The 15,174-nt window shown below is 64.4% G+C and carries 14 protein-coding genes; 4 read left to right on the top strand and 10 right to left on the bottom strand.

What is annotated here, in order from left to right; genetic code table 11:
* A partial coding sequence (locus FG93_RS21700; RefSeq protein WP_043233102.1) for a transposase occupies positions 1-175 on the bottom strand: 175 nt, incomplete at its 3' end.
* A gap of 67 nt (positions 176-242) precedes the next feature.
* The gene (locus tag FG93_RS21695) at positions 243-1,916 is read right to left on the bottom strand and encodes a formate--tetrahydrofolate ligase (RefSeq protein ID WP_043238205.1); all 1,674 of its coding nucleotides are present in this window, start codon (positions 1,914-1,916) and stop codon (positions 243-245) included.
* A 180-nt stretch (positions 1,917-2,096) separates the two neighbouring features.
* Between FG93_RS21695 and FG93_RS21690 the strand changes: the two genes are divergently transcribed.
* On the top strand, positions 2,097-2,696 hold the full coding sequence (locus FG93_RS21690) for a hypothetical protein (protein WP_043238202.1): 600 nt from the start codon (positions 2,097-2,099) through the stop codon (positions 2,694-2,696).
* 150 nt (positions 2,697-2,846) lie between these two features.
* Here the strand turns inward: FG93_RS21690 and FG93_RS21685 are convergent, their stop codons facing one another.
* Together FG93_RS21685 and FG93_RS21680 are read right to left on the bottom strand one after the other, a co-directional pair.
* Complete coding sequence (locus tag FG93_RS21685; protein WP_043238199.1) at positions 2,847-3,533, bottom strand: glutathione S-transferase family protein; 687 nt, start codon at positions 3,531-3,533, stop codon at positions 2,847-2,849.
* Between the two features lie 38 nt (positions 3,534-3,571).
* Positions 3,572-4,315, bottom strand: coding sequence for a haloacid dehalogenase type II (locus FG93_RS21680; protein WP_043238196.1), 744 nt, complete (start codon positions 4,313-4,315; stop codon positions 3,572-3,574).
* A gap of 116 nt (positions 4,316-4,431) precedes the next feature.
* Between FG93_RS21680 and gpmI the strand changes: the two genes are divergently transcribed.
* Positions 4,432-5,946, top strand: coding sequence for a 2,3-bisphosphoglycerate-independent phosphoglycerate mutase (gene gpmI, locus FG93_RS21675; RefSeq protein ID WP_200878136.1), 1,515 nt, complete (start codon positions 4,432-4,434; stop codon positions 5,944-5,946).
* Between the two features lie 14 nt (positions 5,947-5,960).
* On the opposite strand, the gene FG93_RS21670 is transcribed toward gpmI, so the two are convergent.
* The 5 genes from FG93_RS21670 to FG93_RS21650 form a co-directional block, all read right to left on the bottom strand.
* Positions 5,961-6,860 (bottom strand): hypothetical protein, encoded by a 900-nt coding sequence (locus tag FG93_RS21670; RefSeq protein WP_043238191.1) that lies wholly within the window; start codon positions 6,858-6,860, stop codon positions 5,961-5,963.
* A gap of 293 nt (positions 6,861-7,153) precedes the next feature.
* Positions 7,154-7,720, bottom strand: coding sequence for an NUDIX hydrolase (locus tag FG93_RS21665; protein ID WP_052514017.1), 567 nt, complete (start codon positions 7,718-7,720; stop codon positions 7,154-7,156).
* On the bottom strand, positions 7,717-8,757 hold the full coding sequence (locus tag FG93_RS21660) for a DUF3616 domain-containing protein (protein WP_052514016.1): 1,041 nt from the start codon (positions 8,755-8,757) through the stop codon (positions 7,717-7,719). The genes FG93_RS21665 and FG93_RS21660 overlap by 4 nt, the downstream gene beginning before the upstream one ends.
* Positions 8,758-9,357: 600 nt before the next feature.
* A complete protein-coding gene (locus tag FG93_RS21655) occupies positions 9,358-10,086 on the bottom strand; it encodes a glutathione S-transferase family protein (RefSeq protein WP_043238190.1) in 729 nt (242 codons plus the stop codon).
* A gap of 217 nt (positions 10,087-10,303) precedes the next feature.
* A complete protein-coding gene (locus FG93_RS21650) occupies positions 10,304-11,215 on the bottom strand; it encodes a LysR family transcriptional regulator (RefSeq protein WP_043238187.1) in 912 nt (303 codons plus the stop codon).
* A 126-nt stretch (positions 11,216-11,341) separates the two neighbouring features.
* Between FG93_RS21650 and FG93_RS21645 the strand changes: the two genes are divergently transcribed.
* Together FG93_RS21645 and FG93_RS21640 are read left to right on the top strand one after the other, a co-directional pair.
* Positions 11,342-12,772, top strand: coding sequence for an MFS transporter (locus tag FG93_RS21645; protein WP_244448679.1), 1,431 nt, complete (start codon positions 11,342-11,344; stop codon positions 12,770-12,772).
* 295 nt (positions 12,773-13,067) lie between these two features.
* The gene (locus tag FG93_RS21640; protein ID WP_244448678.1) at positions 13,068-13,481 is read left to right on the top strand and encodes a DUF2721 domain-containing protein; all 414 of its coding nucleotides are present in this window, start codon (positions 13,068-13,070) and stop codon (positions 13,479-13,481) included.
* A 59-nt stretch (positions 13,482-13,540) separates the two neighbouring features.
* On the opposite strand, the gene aceB is transcribed toward FG93_RS21640, so the two are convergent.
* Entirely contained in the window at positions 13,541-15,142 is a 1,602-nt protein-coding gene (gene aceB / locus FG93_RS21635; protein WP_043238182.1) for a malate synthase A, read from the bottom strand.
* Between the last annotated feature and the right edge of the window lie 32 nt (positions 15,143-15,174).

The following is a 15,174-nucleotide window of genomic DNA, read 5'->3' as shown; positions in this document are numbered from 1 at the left end:
AGTTCCCGAAATGCTCAGGCAGGTCGCGCCAGGGGCTCCCCGTGCGAGCGATCCACAGAACCGCTTCCACGAACCGGCGATTGTCGCTCCCGCTCCGCCCCGGATCGGTCGGCTTCCCCAGACAGTGCGGCTCCATCTTCGCCCATTGGGCGTCCGTCAAAACGTAGCGTTCCATCCAAAGGGTGAATCACATCTCTGACACTTTGTGAATCCCCACGATCCTTAATCCAGGTGCAAAAGGCTCAGAAGAGGCCTTCGATCTGTCCTTCCGCGTCGATATGGATGCGTTCTGCGGCGGGCTCACGCGGCAGACCGGGCATGGTCATGATGTCCCCGCAGATCGCGACGACGAAGCCGGCCCCGGCCGAGAGGCGAAGTTCACGGACCGGGACGATGTGGCCCGATGGTGCGCCGCGTAGAGTGGGATCGACGGAGAAGGAGTACTGGGTCTTGGCCACGCAGACGGGAAGATGTCCATGCCCGGCGGCTTCGAGTTCTGCGAAGCGCGCGCCAATCTTGGCGTCATGAGAGATGCCGGCCGCGCCGTAGATTTCCTCGGCAATGGTCTGCAGCTTGTCGCGCAACCGCATGGCGTCTGGATAGAGCGGCGCGAAATCGGCCTCGTCTTCGTCGGCAAGTGCAGCGACCTTGCGGGCCAGTTCCTCCGCACCCGCGCCGCCTTCGGCCCAGTGCCGGCAGATCACGGCTTCGACGCCGAGATGGTTGCGGCAATAGTGGCGGATCAGCTCGTGCTCGGCATGGGTGTCGCTGTCGAAATTGTTGATGGCGACGATCGGAGGAACGCCGAATTTCCGGATGTTGACGACATGGCGCGTCAGGTTGGCGAGCCCGGCTTCGAGCGCCTTCAGGTTTTCCTGGCCGAGCGCGTCCTTGGCCGCGCCACCATGCATCTTCAGCGCGCGGACGGTCGCGACCACGACAGCAGCGGCCGGCTTGAGGTCGGCCTTGCGGCACTTGATGTCGAAGAATTTTTCCGCGCCGAGATCGGCGCCGAAGCCGGCTTCTGTCACGACATAATCGGCGAGCTTCAGCGCGGCGCGGGTCGCGATCACCGAGTTGCAGCCATGGGCGATATTGGCGAACGGCCCGCCATGGACGAAGGCCGGCGTGCCTTCCAGGCTCTGCACGAGGTTCGGCATGAGTGCGTCCTTGAGCAGGACGCTCATCGCGCCGGTGGCCTTCAGTTCAGCGGCAGTGATCGCGCGCTTGTCGCGGCTGCGTCCCACGACGATGCGGCCAAGCCGCTCCTCGAGATCGGCATGGTCGCGGGCAAGGCAGAAGATCGCCATGACTTCCGAGGCGACCGTGATGTCGAAACCGTCCTCGCGTGGATAGCCGTTGCCGTTGCCGCCCAGCGACGACACGACCTGCCGCAAGGCGCGATCATTCATGTCCATAACGCGGCGCAGTGCGACATTGCGGGCGTCGAAGTCGAGCGCGTTGCCCCAATAGATGTGATTGTCGACCAGCGCTGCGAGCAGGTTGTGGGCGCTGGTGATGGCGTGGAAATCGCCGGTGAAATGCAGATTGATCTGTTCCATCGGCACGACCTGCGCATATCCGCCGCCGGCGGCCCCGCCCTTCATGCCGAAGCAGGGACCGAGCGAGGGTTCGCGCAGCGCGATCATGGTGCGCTTGCCGAGGCGGGTCAGCCCGTCGCCGAGGCCAACGGTCGTGGTGGTCTTGCCTTCGCCGGCGGGTGTCGGGCTGATCGCCGTGACGAGGATCAGCTTTCCATCCGGCCGCTGCTCGAAATCCGGGATCGCGGCGCCATCGATCTTCGCGATGTACTTGCCGTGGGGATGAAGGGCCTCTTCGGGAATCCCGACCTTTTCGGCGATGCTGGCGATGGGTGTGAGTGCGGTTGCGCGGGCAATTTCGATATCGGTCGGCATACGGTTTCCTTCGCCGCGTCGCGACCCAGACCGGAGCACGCGGAATCGGCGGTCACAGTGCCGTGAAACGGGCCAATCTGCCACTGCTTTCCCGGAACGCTGCGTCCATATTTTGGCAAGGCTCCGGCCCTCGCCCGAGGGGAGGGGCTACTGAACAGGGAACCGGATTGGGGGTGCGCGATGCCGCAAGCTGGGTTCAACCGCCGCGATCTCGTCGCTTCTGCGCTCGCTGCCGCCGGGCTGGCGGCGCTGTCTCGTCCCGAACCTGCCCTGGGCCAGGGAACGGAACTGCCGATGACGCCTGCCTGCGAGGGCAGGGCGGCGGCTACCAGACGCCAGACCGAGGGGCCGTATTTCACGCCGTCCTCACCGCTGAAGCAGGATCTGCGCGGAGATGGGCCAGGCGAGATGCTGGTACTGTCCGGTTTCGTGCTGACGCCGCAATGTCGCCCGGTCGGCGGAGCCCTGGTCGATCTCTGGCATGCCAATGCGAACGGCGACTATGACAACGCGGGCTTTCTCTTCCGGGGCCACCAGTTCACCGACGCGCAGGGCCGATATCAGTTCATCACCCGCATGCCCGGCCTCTATCCCGGCCGGACACGTCATTTCCACGTGAAGGTTCGGGCGGGACAGGGGCCGCTCCTGACGACCCAGCTTTATTTCCCGAGCGAGCCCGGCAATGCGCGCGACGGTATCTTCGACCGCGCGCTGCTGATGGATATTCGCGCTGCCGACGGTGGGCGTCTCGGCCGGTTCGATTTCGTGATCGCGGCCTGAGCGAACCGGCACGAACCGGCCCCGCCCAAGCTTGGATCACGCTGCGTTTGGACGAAATCGTCCAAACGCAGAAAACGTTATCGGCTCTCATAGTTTAGAGCATGCTTTATGCGAAAAACCGTTGCCACTTTTTCGCAGCATGCTCTGGGCTCACGCCACGAGATGGGCGTTCTGCGGGAACAGGAACTTGCGTGCCTCTTCGTCGAATTCCGTCTTGAAGGCAAACTGGTCCTTCAAGGCCACAGCGCGCTGAGCGGCAGGGCGAGCGGAAATCTCATCGAGATGGCGCTTGACGTTGGTCAGCTTGCCGAAGGCCTCTTCGCCGAGAGCGAAGGCGGCGCGCGTCGACCAGCCCCAGACCGACATGTCGATCAGCGTGTAGCTGTCTCCCAGCATGTAACGATGCTTGCCGAGCTGGTCGTTGATGATGGCCCAGTGCCGCTCGGCCTCGCGCGAATAACGGTTGATTGCGTAGGGGATCTTCTCAGGCGCGAAACGGGTGAAGTGCACGGCCTGCCCGCAATAGGGGCCGATGCCGGTAGCAACGAACATCAGCCAGGAGAGCATCTGGCCTCGCGCCGCCGGCGTGTTCTCGGGGAGGAACTTGCCGGTCTTCTCCGCGAGATAGAGCAGGATAGCGTTCGAGTCGAAGATCGTGACGTCGCCATCGGTCAGGGCCGGCGTCTTGGCATTGGGATTGATCGCCAGGAACTCGGGCTTGAACTGGTCGCCGCGCCGGGTATCGACCGGCACCATCTCGTAGGGCAGCCCGGCTTCCTCAAGAAACAGTGCGATCTTCGCGGGGTTCGGCGACGGATGATAGTAGAACTTGATCATTGATCGGGGTCTCCTGACGCAGGGGGATCGAGCGGGTCTTACCGCTGTTTCGCGGCGTAGGCTGCAAGATCCGTCAGCCTCGCGATAGTGAGGTCGGCGCCCGCCCCGAGCCGTTCCGGCTGCATGCGCAGGGCCTTGAACAGAGCGCCGGGACCGATCATGCCGGTGTCCGCCAACTCGGCGCGCAGGGCTGTTGCAGGAATGCGTGCGATGCGTGCGACGGTGAAGCCATAGGCCTTGGCTCCGGCGATATCGAAGCCGTTGGAGGAAACGAAGAGGACCTCCACTCCGGTGAGGCCCAGCCGCTTTTCGACCAGTTCATAGCCACGGGGATCCGGCTTGTAGACACCGATCTCGTCGACGCTGATCACGGTTTCCAGCAGTCCGTCGATGCCGGCATGAGCGACGAGGCGTTTCAGCATGGCCGGGCTGCCATTCGAGAAGATGGCAAGGCGGAACCCCGCTAGTTCCTTGAGTGCCTGCAGTGCCTCCGGGTAGAGCGCGAGCGCGTCATAGGCTGCCGCAATTCTCGCGACCAGATCAGGCGTCGCCGCCAGCCCGAGTGTCGCCAGCGTGAAATCAAGCGAGTCGCGCGTGACCGTCCAGAAATCCTCGTAACGGCCCATCAGCGCCCTGAGCCAGGTATATTCGAGCTGCTTCAGCCGCCAGATCTGGGTGATCGTCTCGCCATGGCCAGGAAATGCCTCGTCAATGACGCCGGCAACCGATTGGATGTCGAACAAGGTGCCATAGGCGTCGAAAACGAGGGCTTTGATCGCCATGGGCGGCTCCCTTGCCGTAGGATCGGGAATCGATGCTTCTTCTTAGCACTCGCGCTGCCGGCGCGGTGCGTGATATCCGCACAAGCAGTTTTTCACTGATGCCCACAGGTTGCCGCATGTCGAACCGCCCCGTGATGCTGATGGTCCTCGATGGCTGGGGCTGGCGCGAGGATGAAGCCAACAATGCAGTGAAGCTGGCGAATACGCCGAATTTCGATCGCTACTGGACCAGTGCGCCGCGCGCTTTCCTGAAAACCTCGGGGCTCGATGTCGGTTTGCCGGAAGGGCAGATGGGCAATTCTGAGGTCGGCCATCTCAATCTCGGCGCGGGGCGCGTCGTCATGCAGGACCTGCCGCGCATCAACCGGGCGATCCAGGACAAGTCGATCGCGCAGGCGCTCGATGCGACCGGGCTTGTCGCGAAGCTCAGAGAGACGGGTGGCACCTGTCACCTGCTTGGCCTCGTCTCGCCGGGCGGCGTGCATGCGCATCAGGATCACGCGGTGGCGCTGGCACGCATTCTAACCGGGCAGGGTATTCCGGTGTGCGTCCACGTCTTCACGGATGGACGTGACACCCCGCCGCAATCGGCGGCCGAATATGTACGCGACTTCGCGGCTGCTCTGCCGAAGGAAGCGATGATCGGCAGCCTGTCGGGCCGCTATTTCGCGATGGATCGGGACAATCGCTGGGAGCGCGTCGAACAGGCCTGGCGCGCCATGGTGCTGGGCGAGGGCAAGGCCTTCGCAACGGCCGAGGAGGCGATCGCCGGCGCCTATGCCGAGGGCGTCAACGACGAGTTCATCGTTCCAACCGTGATCGGCGGCTATGCCGGTATGCGGGACGGCGACGGGCTGCTCAGCTTCAATTTCCGCTCGGACCGGATTCGCGAGATTCTGGCTGCGGTACTCGACCCGGATTTCCAGGGCTTTGTTCGGTCGCGCGTGCCGAGGCTCGCCAGGGCGGTCAGCATGACCTCCTATAGTGCTGAGCTCGACAAGATCATGCCGGCGCTGTTTCCGCCGCAGATGCTCTCGAACGGTCTCGGAGAGACGGTCGCCAAGGCAGGGCGGATGCAGGTCCGCATGGCGGAGACCGAGAAGTATCCGCATGTGACCTATTTCTTCAATGGTGGCGAGGAGCGGCTCTATCCCGGCGAGGACCGGGTGATGGTGCCGTCTCCCAAGGTCGCGACCTATGATCTGCAGCCCGAAATGTCGGCGCCGGAGCTGGCCGATCGCGCCGTCGAGGCGATCAATTCGGGGCGATACGATCTCCTCGTGCTGAACTTCGCCAATCCCGACATGGTCGGGCATACCGGAGTGCTCGCGGCGGCGATCGAGGCGGTCGAAACCGTCGATGCGGGCCTGGGGCGGATCGCCAAGGCGATCGAGCAGGCGGGCGGCGCGCTGCTCGTCACGGCCGATCACGGCAACAGCGAGTTGATGGTCGATCCGGTGACCGGCAAGCCGCATACCGCCCACACGACATTTCCGGTGCCCGTCATGCTGATCGGCGGCGAGGCGACGGCGCTGGCCGATGGCAGGCTTGCCGATGTCGCGCCGACTCTGCTGGCATTGATGGGGCTGAAGCAGCCGGACGAGATGACCGGCTGCTCGCTGTTGCGCTGATCAACTTCGGCTGATCAGAAGCTGTAGGCGGCCTTCACCTTGACGAGATGCTGGCTGAAATTGGTGAGATCGAGATTGCCGGGCTCGCCCTTGGCCTTGCCCGCGACCTGGACGTTGTAGGCGGCCGAGAGCGCGAGTTGCTTCGTCGCCTGCCAGTACACGCCAGGGCCGGCGAATGTGGCGTAGCCGGCTTCTTTGCCGAAGCCGAGATCGTTGTAGCGCCGCAGATGGCGCACCTCGCCGCTGAGATAGATGCCGTCGACGACCTGCCAGGCCAGTGACCCGGAGGCCGTGAAGGTCGAGGAGCGGCCATAGGGATCCGGGCCGGTCCAGGTCATGTCCTGCGAGAGATTGAGCGCGGCATAGAGCTTGCCCGGGACCAGCGTCTTGTCGGCGAAGAGGCGGATGCCGGTGTTGAAGGTGGTGAAGCGGCCGGCGCCGTCCGGATCGGTGCGATTGACGCTGGGATCGAGCACCACCGTCAGACCGATGCCATTCAGGTCGCGGCCGAACAGGCGGTATTTCATCTCGACGCCGGCGCCATAGCTGCGCGAATCCGCACTGATCCCGCCGGCAGAGGCGTTGGTGTAGCCGCCGAGCAGATAGGGGCCGATCTCGAAGCAGGGGAAGAGCCCGTAGGAGCCCTGGAGCTGTGCGCCGTGGGCGTTCGACCGGCCGCTGCGCGTGCCGAAGCCGCCGCCATAGGTCAGGCTCGGCCCGAAGGAACCGACATCCGCCACATCGGAGCCGGTTGTGAAGCCGAAGGCGTCGGTCGGGATGCCTTCGCTCTCGGTGCAGGCCGAAAGCACAGGCGGGGCAGCAGGCGTGCCTTTGCGCGAGGGCAGGTCGGCGGCGAAGGTGTTGGCGGAAAGGGCGCACAAGGCAAGGGTAGCGGCGGCAATCTTCGGCAGCATCGGTCAGTCCCCGGATATCGATGGCTCAAGATCGATCAAATGCAAATGATTTGCAAGAGCGTTTATGGCCAGCCAGAATTGTTCCTGTGAGAATCTTCACGGAATCCACGGGGCACGGAATCCGTGGGGACTGACGAGATCGTCCGAGGCCTTCAATGCAATAAAGTTACACGTCGCGCTGCCGCAACAATCCTAGATCATCGGGCCGGATATCGTATCCGGTCCGATGATCTAACCTTTTGTGTTTGCATCGGCTTTTCCGAAAACCGCAATCCACTTTTCGGGCCGATGCCCTAGCGCACTGCGATCGAGGCGAGTCGGGCTGCGACGAGCGGCGCAATGCCGGCGAGTTCGGCCACAGGCTTCCAGGCTGCGGCATGAACCTCCTCGAGCTGTGCGACGAGCGGCACGGCAGGATCGGCGAGGAAGAGATATTGCAGATCGTGATGGATATGGTCCGGCTCACCGCGCGAGGGCTTTCCGGGAACATCATGGCTGTCGATGACGAAGGGCAGATCGTCGCCGCGATGCCAGGGATGCAACGCAAGCCCGCTGACCCCGGTCTCCTCGGTGGCCTCGCGCGCAGCGGAAAGGTTGAATGCTTCGGCCGCCTCGTAATGCCCGCCAGGCTGAAGCCAGCGGCCGATGACGACATGGTCGATCAGCAGCACCTGGGCGTGATCGGGCGACAACACGATCGCGCTGGTGGTGACATGGCCCGGAAACGTGTCGCGTTTGTCGAGCGCGTGCCCCGCGGCCATCTGCCAGCGCAGCAGCGAAAGATGCTCGCGTCGTGAGGCCACCTCGGCGCGATAGCGCGTCACGGCGGTCTCAAGGCGTGACTGGAAGGAGATTGTCATGGAAGCTGCAACTCGTATTCCTGGAATCGGCCGTTCTTGACACCGTCATAGCCGATCAGGAAGCGCAGGCGACCCGGCCTTTCCTCGAGAATGGTCACGACCTCCGCCTTGGCGTCCTTGGACGGGGCGAGCGTGCCGAGATCCCTCGGTGACTGGGGTGCGGCAGGGTCGAGCAGCAGCAGGCCATAAGGCACGTCCTGTTCCTGGGCCGGACCGATCAGGACCAGCAGGCGTCCGTCACGCAGCGCGGCAAGGTCGCGCACGCCGCGATTCGCGCCTGCCGAGAAAGCGATCACGGTCGGGGTGCTCTGCGCGGGCTCGTTGCCGGGCGCAAAGAGTTCGTCCGGGTTGGTTTCGAGCAGGAAGGCGCGGCCGTCCAGCGAGGGCGCGCGCAAGCCGATCCAGAGCCTCTCATGCGCGGTTGCGATACCCTCGATGTTCAGGCCGTTGCCATCGGTGAGGCGCTTGCCGAAGAAGGGCGCAACATCGCCGGCGCGACGCAACAGATCGCTCAGGCGGTAGGTCAATTCAGCCTGGCCGATGGGGTTACCGGCCGTATCGACCTTGATCCGTGCAAGCTGGAAGGAGGAGAGGCGAAACTCGCTGCCGTTGCGCGAGCAGCCATGCGAGCCGGCGACGTAGAAATAGGGCGAGGCATAAGCGACGCCCTCGCCGTCGAACTCGCCATAACCGCCCACCGTCGCGCAGGGAGACGCGGGGATCGCGCCGAGCGTGGTGGGGGAGGGGCGTTCGCCGATCAGTTCGACGATGCCGGCAGGCTTGATGCGCCCCTTGGTCAGGATGGCGAACTGGGCCGAGCGGTTCTCGTCATTGGCCAGGAGGCAGTGCCGCTCTTCGCCATTCGCTGGCAGGCAGGCGAGGCCGCTGACATCCTTGGCCGCCTTGTCGGGCTTCTTGCCGGCAAAATCCTCGGTCGCCTCGACATTGCGGACAGGCTTCAGCGTCTTGGCCGAGGCCGGCAGCACGAGCAGCAGCGCGGCGGCGAGAGCAGTCGACGTCAAGGCAAGGCGAGGCATGGCACGGTTTCCGATTGCCGCGGGATTGAGCGCGTCGCGTCCGGTACTGTCAAAGCATTAGTCCGCGCAATGCACATCACCGGGCCACTCAGGCTCGGGCCCTCGCGTGACATGCTTCTCGCAGTGCCGAAATCCAGACACGCCCGCCTGGGCGATGGAGGGCGGACCATTGTCGCAACGAAGGCGCCCCAGGCACGCTGCGCCGCGAAGCTTGCTCAAGTCCCTTGCCGTTCGGAATGCGAGGACTATCTAGCGCGGGTTCACTGAGACCGTTTCCATGCCGACCCCAGATTTACGTGTTCCCGGCGTCTTGAACTCAAAAGAGATGCTCGTCGCAGAAGCCATCCACGCCCGTGCATGGGAAGCCGTAAGAAGCGACCCATGTCTTGTCGGAGATGAGGGTCTTGCCGGAGAGGAGGTCGAAGCTGCTAAGGCGAGACTCGGCGGGATCGTAGTTCGTTTAATGTCAGATCCCTCCAGATCAGTCGGCGACCTGGCCGCTGCAGCCGTCCGGGCCTTTACCGAAAGCCTCCACAAGCCCTGATCGGGGAGCGGGATTGCGCGCCACCACCTATGGCGCGCAATCCGCTCTCGAGCGTTTCAGGCCGCCAGCGCGCTGCTTGCCTTGCGCAGAACATCGGCGAGCGGAACGAGGCCCTTCATCGCACCACTGCCTGCCGCCGGCTTGCCGTCCTCGATCGCCACCGCGAAGCAAAACGCGGGATCGGCCTCGATGCGCTTCCGCAGCGCCAGGATGCGCGGATAGTGGCGTGGGTCGACGGCCTTGTGGAAGTCCACCCAGCGCGCCACGCCGGCAAATACCGCGTCGGCCAGCGTCGGTCTGTCGCCGAGCAAATAATCGCTGTCGCCGATCATCGCCTCGAGCTGTTCATGGCGTGTGGCGACAAGGCTGCGGCCGAGCTTGCGCAGCGTTTCGCGATACTCCTCCGTGGCATCTTCGGCTTCCAGCGCCACCCACATCGGGAAGAACGCACCGGTGAAGCCAGTATTGAGGAAGGCGACGTACTGATGCAGCCGGTCGGCCTTCGGCGTGCCGGGCTCAAAGCTGATGCGGCGGTCGGGGTCACGCGCCTCAAGCCACAGGGCGATCGCCATCGTTTCGGTGAGGACGCGGCCTTCGCCGGTAATGAGTACCGGTGTCTCGACCCGGCCGTTCAGGCGCTTATAGGCGTCGGTGCGCATCTCTCCCAGCATATCCACCCGCGTGAGGCGATAGGGTTGGCCGAGCCATTCGAAGGCGGTCACCAGCCCCGCGGAACTGCCGAGCGGAAAGCCGGAGGTGAGGATCGGTTCGGATATCGGGTTCATGTGGTTTCTCCAGTGTCGATGCGCTGGATATACGGGTATGAACGATCGGCCTGTAGATTGGCAGAAATGGACTTAACGTCCATATACATGGACGTTAAGTGAGCGGCCTGCGTGCCCTGCCTTCATCATGTGTAGAGGCGGCCATCGCGGATCTCAGGGCATCAGGTCAACACGGCCGACGGCGCCCTCGGCAGTTGCCCGTTTCGGTTGGGTGGCCTCAGATTTCATCGGGGAATTTCTGCATCGCACAGACCCGACGGACGCATTCGCGCAGCCAGCGGTGCGCAGGATCGGCATCGAGCCTGGGATGCCAGAGCAGGGACACGGTGATTTCAGGCACAGCGACCGGCAGCGGAAAGGTGACCATGCCGTCGCGCAGCGTCCGAGTGTGCCGTTCGGGCACAACGGCGACGAGATCGGATCCACGCGCGAGCGAGAGCGCGGGCGAGAAGCCGGTGACAATCGTCGCTATTTCCCGCCGCAGTCCGATCGCCTCCAGCGCCTCGTCGATCGGTCCGCTGTCGAGACCGCGCCGCGAGACGAAGATGTGCCGGCCGGCAGCGAAGCGATCAGGTGTGATCTCGCCCCCGGCTAGCGGGTGCCCCCGACGCACGACACCGACGAAGTGGTCCGAGAACAGCGCCCGCGTCCTGATTTCCGGACTCTGCGCCGGCCCGATGACACCGGTTTCGAGATCGACACCGCCTTCGCGCAGAAGTGTACTATCCTTGTCCAGCTTCTGGACGAAGCGGAGCCGTATGCCGGGCGCTTCCGCGTTGATGCTCGCGATGAGCTCAGGCCCAAAGGCTTCGACGAAGCCGTCGCTCGCCCGAACTGAGAAGGTCCTGACGAGCCGTTGCAGATCGAGCGCCCCAGCCGGTCGCAGGATCACCTCCGATTCCTGAACGAGCGGACCAACGCGCTCTCTCAATTCCAGTGCACGCGGCGTCGGTACAAGGCCGCGCCCCGCCCTTACCAACAACGGATCGCCGATTGTCTCGCGCAGCCGCGCCAAGGCTCGGCTCATCGCGGAGGGACTGAGCCGCAGGCGCCGGGCAGCGCGGGCAACGCTGCCTTCGGTGAGCAAGGCATCGAGTGTGATGAGCAAGTTGAGATCGGGCTTTGTCATGCAGGCGAGAGTAGCACGGCCTGCCGTGACATGGCGTCAAATGCACTGGTTCAATGCAAATGCTGCGCCTTCCGCCATGCATCGCATGGGGCTACCTGCTTCGAACCCCCTTCGGAGCCCCCCACCATGATGAAGGCGATGCTTGACGCGCAGCCCCCCACCGAAGCCTCGACGGCGCAGGGTGCCTCGCCTCGCCTGGCTCTCGTCGGCCTGTCTCTCTGCACGCTGCTGTCGTCGCTCGGCACCAGCATCGCGAATGTCGGCCTGCCGGCGCTGGCGCAGGCTTTCGCTGCCTCCTTCCAGCAGGTGCAGTGGGTGGTCCTCGCCTATTTGCTTGCCATCACCGCGCTGAGCGTCGGGGTCGGGCGGCTCGGCGATCTCGTCGGACGCCGCTTGCTCCTGCTGGCCGGCATCGCTCTCTTTACAGCCGGCTCGGCAGCGTGTGGCTTCGCTTCGGGCCTCGCCGGCCTGATCGCCGCTCGGGCCGTGCAGGGGGCAGGCGCCGCAATCATGATGACGCTGAGCCTTGCCCTCGTCAGTGATGCGCTGCCGAGGGACAAAACCGGCCGCGCCATGGGGTTGCTCGGCACCATGTCGGCGGTCGGCACGGCACTCGGCCCCTCACTCGGTGGTGCTTTCATCGATGGCTTCGGATGGCGGGCGATCTTCCTCGTCGTGGCTCCCTTCGGCGTCCTCGCCTTCGTGATCACATCTCGCAGCCTTCCGGTCGAACGTCTCGGGAAGAGGGGAGACAAACCGCGCTTCGACACGTTCGGCACGCTGTTGCTGGCCGCGACCCTGGTCGCCTATGCGCTTGCGATGACGTGGAACCGCGGAGCGTTCGGTCTGCTCAATGGCGCGCTCCTGCTGGTCGCGGCAGTCGCCGGCTTCCTGTTCGTGCGGGTTCAGGCGCGGGTCGCAGTGCCCCTGATCCGCCTCTCGATGCTGCGCGAGCCTGTGTTGCGAAAGGGCCTCGCCACAAGCACGCTGGTCGCGACGGTGATGATGACGACATTGGTCGTTGGCCCTTTCCATCTCACCATGGCGCTCGGACTCGATGCTGCGGGCGTTGGCCTGATCATGGCGATCGGACCGGTTGCCACGGCGCTCTCAGGCGTGCCGGCCGGCCGGATGGTCGATCGGTTCGGCGCGCAACGCATGATCTTGGCGGGCCTGGCAACCATGGCCGCCGGATCGCTCCTGTTCGCGCTCATGCGGCTGCAGGTCGGGATCGCGGGCTATGCCATTCCCCTGATCGTTCTCACGCCAGGCTACGCACTGTTCCAGGCCGCCAACAACACGGCCGTGATGCGGGACGTTGGCCCGGAACGGCGCGGGCTTGTCTCGGGGATGCTCGGTCTCGCCCGCAATTTCGGCCTGATCACCGGCGCTTCGGTGATGGGCGCGGTGTTCGCTCTCGCCTCGCGGACTGATGGCAACGCAATCCCATCCCCGGACATGGTCGCGACCGGCTTGCGCATCACCTTCGGCCTGGCTGGAGCATTGATCGTCATGGCCCTTGCCATCGCGAGCCGCGCGGATACTCCCGCTGCCTGATGATGGAACCGATTGGCGCTCGGATTCTGGCCGGCGCCGCGGCATTGATGACCCGGCGGGAGGCATTTCCATCGTCTCCAACGGATAGCCGTAGACATGGGCGTCGGTCGCGAGTTTCATGAAACCTCGCCCTGACCGTGCATGATCGCTTACATCCGCGATGGGATTGGGGGCTTCTTATCGCACCGGGATGCTAAATCCGCCGGGCAGCCGAGGGCGTCTCCATCGAACCAGCGGCGGAGGCGGACTTCCTGTCGCGACGAGGGAAGAGGCGATGATTCCTGAGTTTCCGTCCGTGAACCAGCTTTCTCTGGTCATCACCCAGGCAACCGCACCGGCATTCCTGCTCGGTGCCGTTGTCGGGCTCATATCGGTTCTGATCAGCCGCCTGGAGCGCATCCTCGACCGGTCGCGCATGCTGAGCAGCCTGCAGGGCGAGAGTCTCATCGTTCACGAACTCAAAGCTGATCTTCCACGCCTCGAGCGGCGGGCCGGTCTGATCAACAGCGCGATGCGGCTTGCCATCTCAAGTGGCGTTTCGACGATACTGCTGATGATCCTCGCGTTCATGTTTGCCTTCGTGGGGTCGGCGCATGAACGGGGCGTGGCCATGCTCTTCATCGTGGCCGTCGGACTCTTTGGCGCTTCGCTTGTCCAGTTCCTGCGCGAGATCAACATCGCCTTGCGACGGAGCGATCATTTCGGCTGAGCCGCCTTGGCGGGGCAGCGAAACGACCGGCGCCGCTCAGGCGACGCCGGTCGCCAGACTCAACCCAGCTTGCCGTAAGCCGGGACTGTGAGGAATTCCTCGAATTCAGGCGCGAGGGAGAGCGTCGAGAACAGCTCGATTGCCTCCGGGAAACGGCCCTTGGCGTAGTTTTCGGGCCCGATCTCGCCCGTCACGCGTTGCATCTCCTCGGCGAGGCAGCGCTTGAAGAGATCGGCGGTGACCTTGGTTTCGCCGTCGACGGTGACGCCGTACTGGATAAACTGCCAGATCTGGGCGCGGCTGATCTCCGCGGTCGCGGCATCCTCCATCATGTTGTAGATCGGCACCGCGCCGCGGCCGCGCAGCCAGGCTTCGAGATACTGCACGCCGACACGAATGTTCTCGCGGAAGCCGGCCTCGGTGCGCGTGCCCTCATGGACCTCGAGCAGCTGCTCGCGGCCGACGGAGACGTCCTCGCGCGTCTTGTCGAGCTGGTTTTGCTGCGGCATCAGCCGGTTGAAGACCTCCATCGCCACAGGCACGAGATCGGGATGGGCAACCCAGGTGCCGTCATGACCGTCGCTGGCCTCACGCTCCTTGTCGGCCCGGACCTTGGCGAATGCGGCCTCGTTGGCGGCCGGGTCGTTCTTGACCGGAATCTGCGCCGCCATGCCGCCCATGGCGAAGGCGCCGCGGCGGTGGCAGGTCTTGATCAGCAGCAGCGAATACGCCCGCAGGAAGGCCCTGGTCATCACCACCTGAGAGCGATCGGGCAGGACGAAGGCCGGGTTGCGGGCGAGCTTCTTGATGAAGGAGAAGATGTAGTCCCAGCGGCCGCAGTTCAGCCCGGCCATGTGATCCTTCAGCTCGTAGAGGATCTCATCCATCTCGAAGGCTGCGGGCAGGGTCTCGATCAGGACGGTGGCCTTGATCGTGCCGGTCTTGAGGCCAAGCGCGTTCTGCGCGGCGACGAAGACATCGTTCCAGAGCCTGGCCTCGAGATGGCTCTCGAGCTTCGGCAGGTAGAAATAGGGGCCCGACCCCGCCGCCAGCGCCGCCTTGGCATTGTGGAAGACGTAGAGGCCGAAATCCACCAGCGAGCCTGAGGCGACCTCGCCGTCGATCTCGATATGGCGCTCCGGCAGATGCCAGCCGCGCGGCCGGATGATCAGGACGGCAGGCTTGTCCTTGAGCTTGTAGGCCTTGCCGGTGGTCGGCTCGGTGAAGTCGATCTTGCCGGCCCAGCGATCCCTGAGATTGATCTGGCCTTCGACCATATTGGCCCAGACCGGGGAGGAGGCATCCTCGAAATCGGCCATGAACACCTTGGCATCGGAGTTCAGCGCATTGATGATCATCTTGCGGTCGACGGGGCCGGTGATCTCGACGCGGCGGTCCTGCAGATCGGCAGGGATCGGCGCCACTTTCCAGTCCCCTTCGCGGATATGCCTGGTCTCAGCCAGGAAATCGGGGGTCTCGCCCGCATCGAAGCGCTTCTGGCGTTCCTTGCGCACGGCGAGCAGGCGTTTGCGCGTCTGGTTGAAGCGGCGCTGCAGGTCGGCAACGAAGGCGAGCGCGTCATGGCTCAGGATCTCGTCGAAGCGCGGGCCCATGGCGCCCTTGATGACGACGCCCTTCGGCAGGGTTTTGGTGTCCGACATGGCGGTCTCCTTCGCATTGGGCGGTGATGAGT

This window comes from Allobosea sp. LC85, from assembly GCF_000735605.1.
Lineage (GTDB): Bacteria > Pseudomonadota > Alphaproteobacteria > Rhizobiales > Beijerinckiaceae > Allobosea.
This window is presented reverse-complemented; position numbering and strand designations above follow the sequence as displayed.